Source organism: Chryseobacterium sp. FR048, from assembly GCF_056844665.1.
The window spans coordinates 244,793-262,210 of sequence record NZ_JBXDSE010000004.1 but is presented as its reverse complement, the minus strand read 5'-3'; the positions used below and the strand labels follow the sequence as shown (position 1 = coordinate 262,210).

The following is a 17,418-nucleotide window of genomic DNA, read 5'->3' as shown; positions in this document are numbered from 1 at the left end:
AACTATGATTTAAAGTTCATAATTTTTGGCATAATTTAATAATTCTGGACCGCTATAATACTATAATATCTTTTGTTAAAGGGAAATTTATTTGAGTATACACTTAAAAACTAAACCGAACTAATGGGACAACCTCGTGTCTTCATATTTTTTTCGTTCAGTTTTCAAAGAAACCAACCATTCCAAATACATTCCTTCAGGCATATTTCGATAACCTATTTCATGAATATGCTTATATTCTTTATTCAACAAAGAAAGCAATTCTTTTGCTTTTGGTTCAGTAGCAACTAATTTTTGATATTGCTCCTTATGCGTTTCAGCTTTTAAAATCAATGCGGTCACTAAATAAGGATAAACCTGCAAAGCTCTTTCCGCACATTTCAGGGCGAAGCTTCCATCATTTTCGGGAAAAGATCTCTTGTAGCCATTGGCAAGATCCACCAGACATAGGGCAAGGCTTTCACGATCAGTTAAAGCCTTCATATAAACACCGTTCTGTATCGCATCCAAATGTATAAATCCCGATGCCATAAGCCATGCATCCTGTGGGAAAACACCACTCGTCAATTCCGTATTGTACCAACCTATTGACTTTATATTATGCTTAATATAGATGTGGTTTGGAGCCAGCGCCAAACTCGCATCAGCACCAATCTCTTCTGCAAGTATTTTATATAGGTATGGTAGAGAATTACAGTTACCTTTCTGCGTATTGACCAGTTTGGAAACAAAAAGGTTTGTTAGCTCTTTTTGACCAAAAACGTCATTAAAATCATAAGAAAAGGGTTTATAATGAAGCGTATCCTTATTTATAACAATCGGTGTTTCTTGACAGATAATTGAAAATATAGCAGCATATTTACTCACAGCTACTTTATCGTTTCCGTCATAGGTCAAGTCTCTACTTTCTATAATTTTTTTTGCAAAGTTGGCCATGAATTTTATTTTCCGGTTTACTTCGACTGTATCCAGCTTACCTTGATAATAAGCATCTTCAACACTTAGCAAAGCAGTTTTAAAACTATAAGCCTGTTTATCAGCCAACATATTATTTATCGTCTGAAAAGCATCATCGTAAAACTTATTTTGTTGTGCTTTGGCAAAATTGGTTATTGAAAGAACTAGGGTAATAATAAAGTATTTCATAATTTGGAACTCTTAATCATAAAGAGTATTAGATTTTATTGTTATCAAGATGATCAATGATTTCGATCACCAATACATCATCGGTTTTTTTATCATATTTCGCAAGGAACAAATCTATTAGTCGGCTTAATTCCTTCAACGAGCACAGACGTTCATAACTAATATTATCCGCTTTTAGCAATTCGCCCATACCTCTTTTTGACTTAAAAAACTGATATTCTGTATCTGTACTAACAGAATGTTCTGCAAAAATTATAATCTTGTCAAAATCCAGGTCTATATACTGATCGCCTAACAAGGTAGCTAGTGAATTGCGTCTGACTGCTTTAATAATATCTTCTAATTTCATCTCTATTCGCATTTCATAATTAATTTCATTCAACAAGGTTCAATACTTTCCAGCCATCTTTGCCAGAATACCATACCCACAGTCTATTTATAGTAACTGTACCGTCACTGTAAATAACCTTCTCCTCTATTAATTGCTGATCTTCTCTTTGATATTCCATGGTGAAAACCCTGTCTAAACCTTCAAATTTTGGAAACCCATTTAACTCCAACTCTTCAAAAAATGATACTTTCAAGGCTGATGTTATCATTTCATGGGTCTTCTCAGTAATTTCTACAGAATGTCCTATCATAATATTCTCAGCTTCCTTCCTGAAATCTTTACAGGAAATAATTCCATCAAGATCTTTGTGACCATAAAACTCCTCAATACTTAAAATTGCACCTTCAGGCGTAGAACGATCTGGTCTGAAAAAATCATTACCCTCGTCAATTCGAAATCCACATTCTATTTCAAAATTGAGTTTTTCCTCTTCTCCCAGCGAATTCCAATAATGTCTTATAGAGTAGCCTCCAAGCATTCTTTGCCCCTCAATAATCATCCAGTCTATAGCTGTATTTAAAGGGACTTTTTTTGGCTCATTATTTTCTGACAAAACTCCACAGTAATAGCTATCTTCAATCCTAATATTTTCTAACCAAACAAAAATGCCATTCTCATTCTGAAATTTGATCGCAGAATAACCAGAATAACCACTTTTAACTAGCTCGTTGAAATACCAGATTGTGTTTTTTGCTTTATATAATAAATAGAGATATTCTTGATTTACCTCTAACTGAAAACTTTTATTCATGTTTCACAGGTGAATGTCACCGTTGTTTTAGGGTTATATTATTATAGTCGAGCAGACATCTTTTAATTTATAACTTTACACATCGCATTTTGGGTTATACAATGCAGTTCAAACAGATCAATTTATCGAGGATTATTCATCATAAAATAGCTCTTATCCACTGTGCCGATTTCAAAAATCGTTTTGCTGTATCATCCCCCCATTGCGCCCCATAATCAAACTCAAAGTTTTTGCAATTGTCATTTTTCAAAACTGTATTGGCGGTTAGTAAAAGCTTTTTACTATCAATAGTTCCCGAAAGCTCCTGAAATTTCTTTTTCCAACCTGCGGATGGATTAGCACCACGCCCAGTATCAAAGAAATTAATAAGCTGAACTTTAATGTCAAAATCATCCCAATCGTCTTCAGCAATTTCTAAATTAAAAATGCCATTCAAGATTTTATAACAGCCCTGCTGATTTTCCACTTGAAATTTTTTCAAATAATCAATTAATGCGACATCCTTAGGCGAAACCAATTTTAAAATCTTTTTAAAACAGATAATATCATGGTGAAAGGTCTTTTGCTGAATAATGTGCAATATATTTTTCAAAGTTGAAAACTTAACTTCGTTAGTAGCCTGTTTAAAAATACCACGAACATGTTCTATTTTTAGAATGTCTTCTATGAAATTACTGTTGGGCGAAACGAAATAGTTATCTCTAAGATAAACAGTAATATGAAAAAAATCTTCTGGTGAATATACAATCATCTTGTCCTTTACAAATTTGCCTATCAAATTATCTCTGAGTAATGCACCTAATCTTACAACATACAATGACCTCAAAAAAGCATCATTGAATACATTGTTGTAATGCAACAACTTAGGAAGGATGTATTTGTAACATTTCCTTTCGATTTCTGATGAAATGAGTTGGTTGAATTTTGCTTCCAATTCTTTTTCTGTTTTTACCTGCTCCTCCATATCATGAATCGCTTGCTCATGTTTCAATAGCAATAAGTAAAACCAATTTTGAATTTTAATAAAATCACTTTCAGAAATATTTAGCTCTTTAGCTAAAATTTCAGATTTCGCAAATTCATCGTTTTTAAAAGTCAAATATGGATTATTTGTCATGATTTTTTGAATAAATTCTCACCAAATATTACTTTCTTATTCTCTATTTTATACGGATATAGTTGCTGATATCTGTCTTCTGGTGATAGGATAAACTCTGTTACTAATACATCTTTTCCTTGATACTTACCATCCATAGCTATAGCATAAACCCGAACATCTTCATCTTTAAGATCTTCATACGCTCCGGCCAATAAAACATCATACATTTCTTTTGAATCGGTTGATTCTGAGTAAGCGGAAATATAAGTCAGTTTGCCATTTGCTCTAACATAAGTAGCATATGGAGCAAATTCACCATTTTCAAGTAAAAATTTTTCTGCTTGCTCTTTAATAGCGTCAAGCAATATTTCAATATTAGTCATCATTAAATATAATAAATTTAACACTATGCACAACCAGGAACACCGTTACAAGGATCTTTAGGTTTTGGTACAGGCATAAGCTTTGGCGCTGGAGCAGGAGTAACTTTCATATTATCTATTTTTGGTTTTGGAGGTGCAACATATCTTTGTATTTTAATACCAGAATTTTCTAAAGGTTTAGTAATTTCTGCTGACTTATTTAAATGTAATATTGCCTCCTGACCGTTGCCTTTAGAAATTTGTTGTTGACCCCTGAGTTGTTTAGTGAAAGACTGTTTTACTACATGCTTAATTTCAATTGTTCCACCTTCATCTGTCATTGCATCTGGAATGGTACGCCCTGTTTTCCCTGTTTTTGGATCTGTAAATTCATAAGTTTGCGTATTTTTATCCTTCCCCATTTCAGCAAGCTCCTTTTTCTCAACATATCGACCAAAATTAAAACGTTCCTGTCGAGCTGAATTTTCTGCTGCTTTAGTTCCTACTTCTCCTGTTTTTGTAAGCGTTTCAATAACAGTTGGTTTAATTGAGGACTCCTCAAATAAAGGCATTAGCCGAAGCCACCAGCAACATCCATTCACCTCTTCTGGAGCTCTACCATCAGGATCAATAAACTTTAGTGGATTATTAAAAGACATGTTGTAGGGACTCCAACTACTAAATTCCTCACTTAGGGGATCGGGACTGATCCAGCGACCATGTGTGTCTCCGATCGGTTGAGCATCTGGATCATCAAGATTCACTTCTAAAAAATCGACAACTTCGCCCTTTTTTACATTAAATCGCACCGATCCAATAGTAACCACGCTATCCTGATCGTGAAATTCCAAGTATTTTCCCTTGCTTAACGTCGCAACCTTGGGATAATAGCCATATTTCTTAAAGGGATTTCCGGCTTCAATGTTCTTTCTTCTTCTTTCAGCTTCCTGAGGGCTCAGACTATCTCTCGTTTTTAGTACCTCAGTCATATAGGGGCGAGATCGCTCTTCCTTGGTCAGTTTAACGGGATTTCCCCATTCCTTTTGTTTTGTGTTCTTTTTCTTTTGATTTACCTGCGCTTGCGAAGAGCAGACAAGGAATAGGAAAACAAAAAATAAAATCTTTCTCATAATTTATTTGTCTTTTGATTTTTTTTATAAAAATTCCTTTGGAATCTTGTAGATCTTTGGGGATTCTTTTTTCGGTGTGATTGGTTTTGGCTTTTTATTGGATTCTTTTTGCTTTTGTGCATTTAGGATCTTAATCCTTTCAGCGATTTCATTACTTTTTTGCTGGTTTTCTGTACTCTTTAATGATCCAAGCCATTTTTCGTACTGATCAAGCGGCATCTGGGTAAAGCCTGATTGATCAATATAATCAAAGCCTATATTTATTTGGCGAAATTGATTTTCCAGTGGTGGATAATTACGGATATTTTGAAGCTGCTCTTTAATTTGAGGATCAATCCCAAACCTACTACAAGCCTGCATAAAGCGTACTTGATCCGTGTTACTCTTCCATAAGATTGCATTTATATTATTTGGATTGAGTATTAATGCTTTATCGAGAACTTTGGAGACAAATTCATCATAACCATATTTGTGGATATATCCGCTGGCAAGATCCACATAAGTCTGTGATAAGATCTCACGCTTAGTTAGATTCTGCATATATAGTTTGTTCTTTAGTGCTTCTGCTTTAATATATCCCGAATTAAGAACAAATGAATTTGCAGAAAACATCCCATTGGTAAGCTCAACACTTAACATTTCGCCATCAGCATCTTTAAACCGGATATAAGAGTGATTGGGTGACATAACCAAGTAAGCTTCCGCACCAATTTGTTCAGCTAAAATAAGGTATAACAAGGGCATCGAATGACATTGTCCTGTATTGGTTTTCATCAACTTGGAAACAAACATTTTGGAGTAATCCTTTGCGCCCATATAATCATCAAAATCATACTTCATTGCTTTGTGCACTACTTTTCCGTTAAGTTTACTGTCCTCCGCGAAGTATTTGAAAATGGATAAGTTTTTAGAAACATTGTCGGAATCTTCAATTCCACTATTTTTTATTTCTTTACGAATGATATTTGTGGCTTTTTGGATTTGACCCTGATAAGTTGACTGAAAATTTTTATCATTGTTATTGTATGCATTTTCCACTATAAAAACTGCATCAGCAATTGAATAACTTTCAGAATCAAGTTTTGAAAGATGTTCAAATGCATTGTAATATGCGCTAGTTCCTTTCTTGTCTGACAATGGAGATAGCTTAAAATTTCTTGAAAATGCTTCCGCACGAATCTCTGCGATCTGACGTTCAACTTCTTTATTTAGATGCGCTTGATCGGACTGGTAATTAACTTTCTTCTGTGGATTTACAAAATTTGGGTAATTATTCGTTCTAGAAGACAAATTGGATGTCTCATTCCGAATCACCGGAACACTATTTAAATTAGCTTGCTGAGGAGTCTCAGGAAGTTTTGGTAATCGTTGTCCATAACAATAACATCCAACTATAAAGTAGTAAAGTAAAATAATTTGTTTCATCGGTTTTATGTGTCCTTATAGGTTGATTTTGGCTTCGCAATATATTTATTTTATAAAAACTAAAACATAGGTATTTTCACGGAAAATTGAATTATTTACTTTGTTTAGTTATTCATTTCTAATTCTTTAAAAACAAAATTAAACTGCGATAACGTCAAAACCTGTCGTAATATAATCGATGTTATTACGAATTTGCACTTATGTATTTTTAGGGGTAAAATACAAAAGGCATGGAACTATGACGCTATGTTAGAGAGGTACTGCGAGAACCCGACAACCATATAGACGACCTAGCCCATGCCCATATAATGGTACACGGGCGTAAGTCTGTCAAATAATGGTTGTAAAGAAGATTCGCAGTTTTCTCTAACCAGTTGACAGCTTACGCTTTATTTTATTTTCGATAAATTTTAGGATGTAAATATATAAATATTTTTTAAACGAAATTTAATTTCACCATCAAAGGATGTAATTACACATATCTAGACAATTATTGAGCAATTCCAATTTTACATAAAATTATTCAAATAATTGTAAGATTCAATGCAAATCTATCACAAAAATTAACTTATTCAATAAAATATAATTAAATTTGTAACGCGAGACCTCCGAAACCTTTTATAATGACTTTCTTCTCTAACCATATAATTGATGTAGAGGATATGTATAAATCCATATATAATACATATCGAGAACGTGTGTTTCATTACATCAAAGGAAAAGTTAAGAATAGAAATGATATTCGTGATATCGCACAAAATGTGTTTTTCCACCTATGGGAATATAAGGAGTCGCTGGGTGGTGTGAATACTGAAAATATAATTTTTAAGACCTGTAATCAGGAAATTTCAAAATTTTTCAAAACACAGCGAAAACATGTATTTGAAAATGATCATGCTATTCCTGAAACACCCGACGATGCTGTCGATCAGCTGGATTCCAAACTCAAAAAAGAACAACAACTGCAAGCGGTGCAGGATAGCATTGAATTGCTTCCGGCTTCAAGTAAGAAAATGTTTACAATGAACAAACTTGATGGTGTCACTCAGCAAAAAATTGCCGCTCAGCTTAATTTGCCAAAAAAAACTGTGCAAAAACAAATTTCTAAAGCACTGATTTTTCTTAAAGATTTTCATAAAAACTCTTAAAATGAGTTAAAGTCAGCTAAAAAGAGTTAAATTAATACTCCCAGAGGGGATCTTTTTTCATTTCGTTCCTAAATGTAATAAAAGACCCTTTTCCTATGAACAATAATGAACCTTACGTAGAACCACTCACCCCCCAGGAGGCAGAAGAGGATTGGCTCGCTATTATCGCTCGGATAAGAGCGCACGAAGCCAAAAAGAAAAAAAGAAAAATCACCCGCTTTGTATCTGCAATTGCAGCATCAATCCTGCTGTTAATCGGTACTATTATAACTTACAGAATGTATGTGTTATCTGACATATACTTCGCTAAGGATAATGATTTGGCAATAACCTTAACGGATAATTCTCATATTACCCTTTCCAAAGGTGCAAAATTAACAGTATACAAAACCTTTCCTTCTGATACAAGGGATGTTTTTCTTGAGGGTAATGCAGTCTTTAAGGTCAGCAAATCAAAAGAGCATCCATTTATTGTACATGCTGGTTCCTATGAAGCTAAAGTTTTAGGAACTGTATTTAAAGTGGTGCAAACAGGGGCTACTTTTAAAGTAGATCTGTATGAGGGCAAAGTTCAGGTGAGCAACTCTTCAAAACCCAAAGAATCTTATATTATACAGCCCAAAGAAACATTTTCAAATATGGGCTCCAATCAAGTTGCTACTGTAGCACCAACAGCCCATGATGATTTCAAAAAGAAAAAGATAAGCGCTACGCTAGCTTTTACCGACTTCTATTTACAGGATGCCTTAAAGATCATAGAAAGGACTTATGGGATTAAAATCATATTTCCCGCAGACCGGGCCTCTTCAAAAATATCTATTTTGAGTAAGGATGCCACGGTAGATGAGCTAATGGAAAATATTTCAATACAATTAAACCTAAATATAAAAAAAGCCAATGTTAATACTTTTGAACTGGAGGAGTAAACTCCGGTCTTTGATTACTGCGGACATGATCCCAGACATTTGCCCTAAGTTAGGTTGGACTTAATAGAGAAGACCGACGGGCGCAACCGTCGGTCCTGTATCCAACTAATAAAACTGAACGGAATTATTAATTTTTAAATACATGCAAAAATATGAAAATTTTATGCAGTGCCGCTGTATTTCTATTATTCGGCTGGCACGGGCTACATGCCCAACAGAATCTCTCCCAAATGAGGGTAAGTTTTGAAATCGGTAAAACTCCTGCAACAAAAGCAGTTGAAAAATTTCTAACCAAAAATAACATACCGTATAACTACTCTAATGATGACCTAAAAAATTATACGGTTCAACCGCTAAAGTGTAAGAACGAACCTGTAATTGATTGTTTAAACAAGCTATTAAGAGATATACCAGTTGAAGCTTTAATAAATAATAATAGTGTAATTATTCGACCAAAAAAGAACAAGATAACATCTGATAATATTGAATTGTCTGAACCCTCTATCGCAAAAGCAGATACCTTACGCGAAGCATCTAAAACTCAAACCATTGAAGAAGTTATCCTAAATGCTGGTTACTATAAAGTGAGAGACAAGGAACGCACTGGTAGTATTTCTAAGGTAACAGCAAAAGAAATAGAAAACCAGCCTGTTACCAATGTGTTATCAACTGTTCAGGGGCGTATGACAGGGGTCAACATTATTCAGAATAGTGGTGTACCTGGCGCCGGATTTGAGATTCAGATCAGAGGACAAAACAGCTTAAGAACAGGAACTTTTACAGAACAAAACGGTAACGTCCCTCTCTATGTTGTGGATGGCGTTCCCTTTAGTGAAATAAGTCCCCAGAAATCTCAGATCTCATCGACAATCATACCCGGAGGGAATATCAACCCATTAAATACAATCAATCCTAATGATATCGAAAGCATCGAAGTACTAAAGGACGCCGATGCCACAGCAATCTATGGTTCAAGAGGAGCGAATGGTGTTATACTGATCACTACAAAAAAAGGTAAATCCGGCAAAGTAAGCCTGAATTTTTCTACCAATTATGGAATAAGCGAAGCTATATCCAATCTTACCCTGCTCAATAAAGATGAATATCTAAACATGCGCCGTACAGCCTATAAAAATGATGGTATTTCTGCCTACCCATCAAATGCCTATGATGTAAATGGTGTGTGGGATCAGCAGAATGGAATTAATTGGCAAAAAATTTTGATAGGTAAAAAGGCTACGACCAATAATACCCAGCTATCAGCAAATGGAGGCAGCAAAACCACAAGCTTTCTGGTGAGTTTAGGTCATAACGAACAGACAACGGTATATGGACAGGATTTTAAATACACTTCTAATAATTTTAGCTCAAATCTATCACATCGCTCAGAAGATAACCGATTTCAGATCAATGTTTCAAATTTGTTCACACAACAAAAAAATAATGTTATTTATAGTGATCTGACAACAAGAGCGTTTACACTATCTCCTATATCACCTCAGCTCTACACCCCTGATGGTAGTCTGAACTGGGCTAACAATACATTTACAAATCCGCTAGCAGCCTATAATGCATCCTACAACAATGACACAAAGCTGTTCCAAACAAATTTAAACTCAGAATACAAGCTTTTTAAAGACTTTAAAGTTAAGGTTAACGCAGGACTAAATTATACGACGGTCGATGAGTTGGCCCTACAGCCAAATACCATCTATAATCCTAACATTGGAAGTGGCCTTTCGAGTGCAAATTCACAGGCACGCCAGAAAAAACAGAACATTTTCTCCTTTATTATAGAACCACAGGTGAACTGGGCAAAAAACTGGGGCAAACATAATCTACAGATTCTTTTCGGAGGAACTTTTCAGAGTATGGTCAGAGATACCGAAGAAGAGCTGGGTTTTGGTTTTGAAAGCAATCAGTTCATAAGTAATATAGCCGCCGCAAAAACTATAATGATGTTGGAAAACTCCAACATTGAGTATAAGTACGCCGCAATCTATGGTAGGCTTAACTACCAATTTAAAAATAAATATATACTGAATTTAACAAGCAGACGCGACGGTAGCAGTCGTTTTGGCCCCAATAATAGATTTGCAAATTTTGGTGCCATAGGAGCAGCCTGGAATTTTTCGAAAGAAAACCTTTTAAAAAATCTGGAATGGTTGAGCACAGGTAAGCTACGTGCTAGTTACGGATCTGCTGGAAGTGACAATATCGGTGATTTTCAGTTTCTTAACAATTATATTGTTTCATCAACATTGATCTACAACAATATTACTGGCCTATCTCCTTCCCGTCTTTACAATCCGGATTACAGCTGGGAAATAACGAAAAAAATGGAGGCCGCAGTTGAACTGGGCTTTTTTAAAAATAGATTAAAACTCAGTACAGCCTTGTATCGCAACCGCTCTTCAAGTCAGTTGGTTGGATATCAGCTTTCCGCAGTGACAGGCTTTTCCAGTGTTATGGCAAATCTGAACGCGACTATAGAAAATAAAGGACTGGAAATAGAAATTACAGGTCGCCCGATCGCAAAGAAAGACCTGCAATGGGAATCAAGTTTTAACATAAGCTTCCCCAGTAACGAGCTGCTATCATTTCCCGGACTGGCAGGCTCATCCTATGCAAATCAATATGTTATTGGCCAGCCCACAAATATTGTAAAATTATATCAGTTCGAGGGAATCGACCCATCAACCGGTCAATATAGATTCAAGGATTTTAATGGTGATGGTAAAATTACGAGCCCGGAGGACCGACAGGTTGTAGCCGATATTGGCATCAAATATTTCGGTGGATGGAGCAACAATTTCCGATACAAAAACTGGGATTTATCCATTCTCTTTCAATTTGTTAAAAAGAAAGGTTGGAATTACAACTCCATCATGTCACTTCCGGGAACAATGAGCAATCAGCCTACACAAGTACTTGACGTTTGGTCACCACAGAACCCTACAGGTTACTACATGCCATACAGTACCTTAAACACGAATATACATAACCTATTCCGTACTAGTACTGCCGCAGTTTCTGATGCTTCCTTCATACGTTTAAAAAACATTCAGCTTGCGTACACGCTACCACTAACAGAGGGTACATTTAAAAATGTAAAAATTTATTTTCAGGGCCAGAACCTCTTGACCTGGACAAAATTTTTTGGCGTAGACCCTGAAGCATTGACATCTGGTTTTTTACCACCACTCCGAACATACTCTTTCGGAATTCAATTTAACCTTTAAAAAAAAGAAAATGAAAAAGATAAATTTTGTCATACTGATGATATTCATTTTAACAGCCGCATCATGCGATAGATTATTAGATGTAAATACACCTGACAACCAGATCGACCAAAGTAAAGTTTTCGAGGATATTCAGACAGCAAATGCTGCTCTTGCTGCACACTATGCCGACCTGATGAAAAGTTCCCCAATTGCGGGCGGTGATCTTGAGACTTATTTGAGCTCATATACAGATGAACTCCAAAATTATACGACAACCGCATCTGATAGCAGAGATCTGTTTTTAAATCTGCACACAGATACAAACAGTATCATGCTGAACGCGTGGGCAACCGCTTACAAGCACATCTACACTGCGAATGCTATTATAGAGGGAATTTCAGGTTCACAAGGGATTTCAGCCAGTGACAAAAACTGGTTCCGCGGGCAGGCTCTACTGACAAGAAGTATTATGTTCTTCTATTTAAACCAACTTTATGGAGATATTCCCTATCCTGAATCAACAGATTACAAAGTCAATAATGTCATTGAAAAAACATCATCAATCACCGTATTGACAAATTTGGAACGTGATCTTCTGGAAGTCTCTTCGCTGCTTCAAAATGAATATAAAGATCCCGAGAGGATTTACCCGAACAGATTTGTTGCGAAACTGCTACTGGCTAAAGTATATATGGCTGGACAGAACTGGGATAAAGCTGAAATTTTATTGAAAGAAATAATACAGAGCCCCTTGTATCAGATTGAATCTGACATTACAAAGGTTTTTACGAAATCTGGAAAAGAAGTACTATGGCAATTAAAACCTAACAACAATGCTTCTTTACAGCAGGCCACAGTATTTTATTTCACCAATTCATTACCAAATATTTACGCAATTTCGGAATCGTTGATCAATACATTTCAAGATAATGATCTCCGTAAACAGAACTGGATAGGACGTGTAGATTTTGGTGGTGTTTCCTACTACAGAGTGGAGAAATATAAAAACCGTAACAACACCAATACCAACGAATATTCGATTGTATTTAGGCTTGAAGAAGCCTATCTCTTACTGGCAGAAACACTTGCTCAGGAGAATAAGGTTGATGAGGCACTGCCCTACGTCAATGCAATAAAACTGCGCGCGCAACTTGCTCCTCTTACAATCCCAATCGCTAAGGAACTACTTCTGCAGGAGATCCTACTTGAAGATAAGAGAGAATTTTTTGTGGAAATGGGACATCGTTTTCTAGATTTAAAAAGAACAGGAAAATTGAACACGCTACAAGCGACAAAACAAAACTGGAAAGATTTCCATCAATTATGGCCAATACCTCAAAAAGAAATTCTTTTAAATGCTAACCTGAAACCTCAAAACCCCGGATATTAATGTTGACTATAATAAAAATATTACTGCTGTTTACAGGTTGTATTTGCGTTTCGGGACAAAGCTATCCGGACACTATAACAGCCTGGAAAACGAAGTTTGCCAAATTGGGAGGAGCACCAAAACTTTCTCCCGCAGGTAAATGGATATCTATCAATAAATTTTCAAGGAACGCCACAGACACTACCTACGTTGCTGAAAGTCTGTCTGGAAAAAACCTCCACAAAATAGCGGGCAGTGCCACCTTTTTAAATGACCAGCTCGTCATAGGAAAAAATAGGGATAACGTTGAAGTTATCAATCTTAAAAATGGAAGTAAATCTTTGCACGAAAATATCAGCAATGTTTATGCATTAACTGCTCTAAATCGATATGCTCTGCTAACAAGGGCAAAGACAATCGAAATATATGATCAGAGCGGTAAATTAGAACAGTTAAACAATATCGAGGGATTTGGTATCAATAAACAAAATAGATTATATGTGGTACGCAAAGTTGAAAACAGCCATGAAATCTGGGATCTCTCCTCGAAACATATCCGTTGTGCTTATAGTACACCTCATAATATAAGAAAAACCGATATTAGTATTTCTGGTGACAAACTATTTATTACCGAAGGGATTAAAGGTGAGCCAGATGACCAGCTTGTAATTATTGGAACAACTGGAACTGACATTAAAATTCCAATACCCAAACTGGCAGAAATAAGTTTTACAGAAATCCAGAAAGGTAAGGCATTCCTACTGGAGGCAAAGGTTAAATTTGACGAGATCCAGAAGGAGGATGTAGAAATTTGGTATGGTAATGATACGTATCTGGGACAGGATAAACTATATTTTAAAGCCAAATCACAAAAATTCTGGTTTTATAATCCGACTAAATCCATTATTAAAGAGTTAACATCGACCAAAGGATTCGAAGTTAAAGCGCTAAATAATGAAAGATTTTTCTTAACCTATATTCCCCGTAAAGACTTCAATTACCTGACATCTAATCTCAGTCCAGAAGACCTCAATGATGCGCAAATATATGATAGCTTTTCGGATACCTTCATCCCCATCGGCAATTTTAAGGCGGTCAGAAGGTTAAACCGCAGAAAGGTACATAAAACTATTTTTGAACAAATCATATCTTCGCCTGATGGTGCAAGATTTCTTGCGAGCACAGACGGAATTAAATGGACTTTATTTCATGTTTCAGGCAAAATAAAACGTGTAATAGAAAAGGAAGGATTAGAGCTTCCTGTCTTTTCGCAAGACGGTGAAAATATCTTTTTTGAAAGTTCGGATGACTTCTGGATTTATAACCTCAAGAAAGAACAGCTTAGTCCAATGAATATTGCACATGGTCAAATAACTAGGATTAAAAACAACGTTTATAAAAATGATAACCGCGCTCCATCTCTGTCTGTGCAAGAACCACTGTTAGTTGAAGGTTATAGTTTGCTGAACAATACAACCTCCTACTACCTTATCGAAAATAGAAAATCAAAAACAGTTATTCCGTCTACTGATAATCGGATCAACCACATCGTATTTGATCAAAAGTTTAGGAACTTCTATACTGTAGAGGAAAATTTCAATAAACCACCGTTTTTACGGCATTATAGTGGAGCAAAGACAGCAAAGATAATCATGGAATGTTATTCACATGATAAAAGTGCCAAAAGGATCAAACAGGAAATCATTTCTTTTGATGCCATCGGAAAAAAACTAAATGGCATTTTATACTATCCTACTAATTTTGATCCAAAACGGATATATCCAATGGTTGTTCACATCTACCAAAGACAAAGACAGGAGTCAAATGAATATCTTTCACCCAATAATGAGTTTCCTGTAGGATTCCAGATAAGGACTTTAATTGAAAGGGGTTACTTTGTCTTCCTACCAGATATTTTATACAATGACTCAGGTACCGGGTTATCGGCGCTAGAATGCGTAGAACGAGGTTTAGACCGCGTGCTGAAGAACCCCAATATTAACGCGACAAAAATTGGGCTCGGGGGCCATTCACATGGTGGATATGAGACAAATTTTATCGCCACCCATTCAAACCGATTTGCCACTTACGTTTCCGGAGCTGGTAACAGTGATATTATTCGCTCTTACTATTCCTATAATTACAACTTTATCAGTCCCTTTTATTGGCAGTTTGAAAATGAACAATATGAACTGGGTAAATCCGTTGCAGAAGACAAGTCTTTATATCTGAAAAACAGTCCGATTTTAAATGTAGAAAAAATGAATGCCCCAATACTTCTTTGGGCAGGCAAAAAAGATGAAAATATTCAATGGGACCAGGTAATGGAATTTTTCATAGGCTTAAAACGCTATAAAAAAGATGTTATAGCTTTATTTTATCCAAACCAAAGCCATGCTTTTATCAACGGTACATCAGCTGAACAAGATCTTAGTACACGGATAATACAATGGTGGGATTACCATCTGAAAAATGAAAAAAATATAGACTGGATCAATCAATTGAAAAAGGATGCCGATTAGGCATCCTTTCTTTTCGTTACGGCTGACTTCTGTGCATTTCAGTTGAACAGGTTGTTTCGTTCAATTTGAATTGGTACAACTGCACGGAACTTGATCCATCTAAAGTACATAGAAAAGAGCCTGCATTATCACAGTCTTGTTCTACTTGTACACATTGATTTCCTTCAATACGGAAAGTAGGAATAATTTTAGATGATTTGCTTACCTGATTGCCAGCAAAAGCTGCCCCTATACCTACTGCTACAGTAAGAACAGGAATAAGTAATTTTTTCATGCTATCATAATTTAATCGGTTATCGCCTAATCTATTACAGGGTTTTCGGCTAATTCCCTATCAATCCTATCCATCGACGGCTCCCAGAACTGTCGATTTCGAAATAATTCTATTTAAAAACCTCCCCCCTAATTTTATAACGTCGTAACTCATTGCCGACAATTACATACAGATAACTCCCACTTACTAACCAGGAAGACAGCGCTTCACCTTTTTTATGGTTAATATAAAAACTACCTATATATTGCTGTTGCGCGGTATTATAGACGTCAATTATAGACGAGGTTCGCCAAGACTCGGAGGTCTCATATTGCCCCTTCAAATTAGATTCATTAAATAAGAATTTACCAGCAATAACAGATCTTTTATTTACAGTAAATGGAGGTGCTCCCATTTTTTTGCTCCCGTCCGACAATTTTGTAATTGTTATTTTGGCATGTGTGGTTGTATCGATTGTCTGAAAACGATTATCAATTTTCATCGTACTATCCATCACAATAAACTGATTTCGATAAACGTATGTATATACCAATTTCGTCGCATCGCTGTTGGAAATTAGTGAGCCATCAACAGAAAATACACCATCAATCTGTCCTTGAAGTATATTTGATTTTAATTTTACCTTCGAATTCCTACTTAGATCCAGCAAAGCTAATGTATAACTCCGGTCTGATCCTCTCTGTGTTCTGATGGCAAACCTCGTGGAATCGAGAATGACCATTTGATTAAAAAATGCATCCTTATAACTTAATGTCCGTGCGATAGAATCACCAAGATGTCCTCTATATATTATAGGAACTGTACCGTCAAACACATAAAAATATGGTTTTCGGACTTGAAGCTTTACATTCCGGAAATTATAATCTTTTTTATCAATTATTGTATGCATTTGGGAAAACACGGTTAATGATGTGTCAATTGTCGTAACAATCAACGGTGCACTGATATTTCCAAGATATAAAATACCCTCTTCAATTCCTGCCAGATAGAAAGAGTTCACTTTTAAGTCTTTTGTTTTTTCAATGAGTACAGGGTGCGGCAAAAACCTTCTGGTGAAATTATTATCACTTTTAATAATATGTTCTGAACTTCGGAAAAGTGCAAAAACGAATAGACAGCTGATAACAATAATTAGTCCTCCAACTCCAAGTTCTTTAAGTCCAGACCTTCCCATTTTTTTCACCAAAACAATTAGCGCAATAAATGATAACACTAAAAAGAAAATATTAAAGATCAAATGTTCAGTCCATCCTAATTTTTCTAGAATACCTCCACATGAGCATGGAACGAAATCGCTATATTTTAAGATAAGATATATATACAGTGTGAATGCTGACATAAGGCCAATTGATGCATATAGTCCTACCTTATTGCTATTTGGAATCAATAATATGATTGCCACCAAAAACTCAATGACCAAAATTCCGTAAGAAATAACTCCAGCATAGGCACTCAATAGTGGAGATTGGGCTAATTGAACCTGAAATGCTTCAAAGTGAAATAATTTACTGGCAGCTGCATAAATGAACAGTAAGGCAAGTAAAATACTGACAATCTTTACTAAGTGTTTCCAAATAAAATTAATAACCCTCATAACCATTGGCATTGATTATTACAAATTTCGCCAATACAGGAAAATATAATACGGACA

Annotated in this window: 14 protein-coding genes; 5 read left to right on the top strand and 9 right to left on the bottom strand. The window is 35.6% G+C overall.

Annotated elements, in window-relative coordinates; translation table 11 throughout:
* Window positions 1-120: 120 nt before the first annotated feature.
* The 7 genes from AC106K_RS13690 to AC106K_RS13660 all read right to left on the bottom strand — a co-directional run bounded on the left by AC106K_RS13690 (window position 121) and on the right by AC106K_RS13660 (window position 6,304).
* On the bottom strand, window positions 121-1,146 hold the full coding sequence (locus tag AC106K_RS13690) for a hypothetical protein (RefSeq protein ID WP_123871801.1): 1,026 nt from the start codon (window positions 1,144-1,146) through the stop codon (window positions 121-123).
* Window positions 1,147-1,174: 28 nt separating this feature from the next.
* Entirely contained in the window at window positions 1,175-1,495 is a 321-nt protein-coding gene (locus AC106K_RS13685; protein ID WP_123871802.1) for a hypothetical protein, read from the bottom strand.
* 25 nt (window positions 1,496-1,520) lie between these two features.
* The gene (locus AC106K_RS13680) at window positions 1,521-2,288 is read right to left on the bottom strand and encodes a DUF2314 domain-containing protein (RefSeq protein ID WP_123871803.1); all 768 of its coding nucleotides are present in this window, start codon (window positions 2,286-2,288) and stop codon (window positions 1,521-1,523) included.
* Window positions 2,289-2,427: 139 nt separating this feature from the next.
* A complete protein-coding gene (locus AC106K_RS13675) occupies window positions 2,428-3,405 on the bottom strand; it encodes a hypothetical protein (RefSeq protein ID WP_123871804.1) in 978 nt (325 codons plus the stop codon).
* The gene (locus AC106K_RS13670) at window positions 3,402-3,773 is read right to left on the bottom strand and encodes a hypothetical protein (protein WP_228453198.1); all 372 of its coding nucleotides are present in this window, start codon (window positions 3,771-3,773) and stop codon (window positions 3,402-3,404) included. Before AC106K_RS13670 ends, AC106K_RS13675 begins: the two co-directional genes overlap by 4 nt.
* Window positions 3,774-3,793: 20 nt before the next feature.
* Window positions 3,794-4,879: a putative toxin gene (locus AC106K_RS13665; RefSeq protein ID WP_129058462.1), complete on the bottom strand. Its 1,086-nt coding sequence runs from the start codon at window positions 4,877-4,879 to the stop codon at window positions 3,794-3,796.
* 24 nt (window positions 4,880-4,903) lie between these two features.
* Window positions 4,904-6,304, bottom strand: coding sequence for a transglutaminase family protein (locus AC106K_RS13660; RefSeq protein ID WP_123871806.1), 1,401 nt, complete (start codon window positions 6,302-6,304; stop codon window positions 4,904-4,906).
* A gap of 623 nt (window positions 6,305-6,927) precedes the next feature.
* Between AC106K_RS13660 and AC106K_RS13655 the strand changes: the two genes are divergently transcribed.
* The 5 genes from AC106K_RS13655 to AC106K_RS13635 all read left to right on the top strand — a co-directional run bounded on the left by AC106K_RS13655 (window position 6,928) and on the right by AC106K_RS13635 (window position 15,493).
* On the top strand, window positions 6,928-7,452 hold the full coding sequence (locus AC106K_RS13655) for an RNA polymerase sigma factor (protein WP_123871807.1): 525 nt from the start codon (window positions 6,928-6,930) through the stop codon (window positions 7,450-7,452).
* A gap of 95 nt (window positions 7,453-7,547) precedes the next feature.
* A complete protein-coding gene (locus AC106K_RS13650) occupies window positions 7,548-8,378 on the top strand; it encodes a FecR family protein (protein WP_482446078.1) in 831 nt (276 codons plus the stop codon).
* Window positions 8,379-8,530: 152 nt separating this feature from the next.
* Window positions 8,531-11,620: a SusC/RagA family TonB-linked outer membrane protein gene (locus tag AC106K_RS13645; RefSeq protein ID WP_228459661.1), complete on the top strand. Its 3,090-nt coding sequence runs from the start codon at window positions 8,531-8,533 to the stop codon at window positions 11,618-11,620.
* A gap of 10 nt (window positions 11,621-11,630) precedes the next feature.
* Window positions 11,631-12,992 (top strand): RagB/SusD family nutrient uptake outer membrane protein, encoded by a 1,362-nt coding sequence (locus AC106K_RS13640; protein ID WP_123871809.1) that lies wholly within the window; start codon window positions 11,631-11,633, stop codon window positions 12,990-12,992.
* Window positions 12,992-15,493, top strand: a complete 2,502-nt coding sequence (locus tag AC106K_RS13635) for an alpha/beta hydrolase family protein (RefSeq protein ID WP_123871810.1) — start codon at window positions 12,992-12,994, stop codon at window positions 15,491-15,493. Before AC106K_RS13640 ends, AC106K_RS13635 begins: the two co-directional genes overlap by 1 nt.
* Before the next feature lie 16 nt (window positions 15,494-15,509).
* On the opposite strand, the gene AC106K_RS13630 is transcribed toward AC106K_RS13635, so the two are convergent.
* Together AC106K_RS13630 and AC106K_RS13625 are read right to left on the bottom strand one after the other, a co-directional pair.
* The gene (locus tag AC106K_RS13630; RefSeq protein ID WP_076351028.1) at window positions 15,510-15,767 is read right to left on the bottom strand and encodes a DUF6520 family protein; all 258 of its coding nucleotides are present in this window, start codon (window positions 15,765-15,767) and stop codon (window positions 15,510-15,512) included.
* 109 nt (window positions 15,768-15,876) lie between these two features.
* Window positions 15,877-17,367, bottom strand: coding sequence for a MauE/DoxX family redox-associated membrane protein (locus AC106K_RS13625; RefSeq protein WP_482446076.1), 1,491 nt, complete (start codon window positions 17,365-17,367; stop codon window positions 15,877-15,879).
* Window positions 17,368-17,418 lie beyond the last annotated feature (51 nt).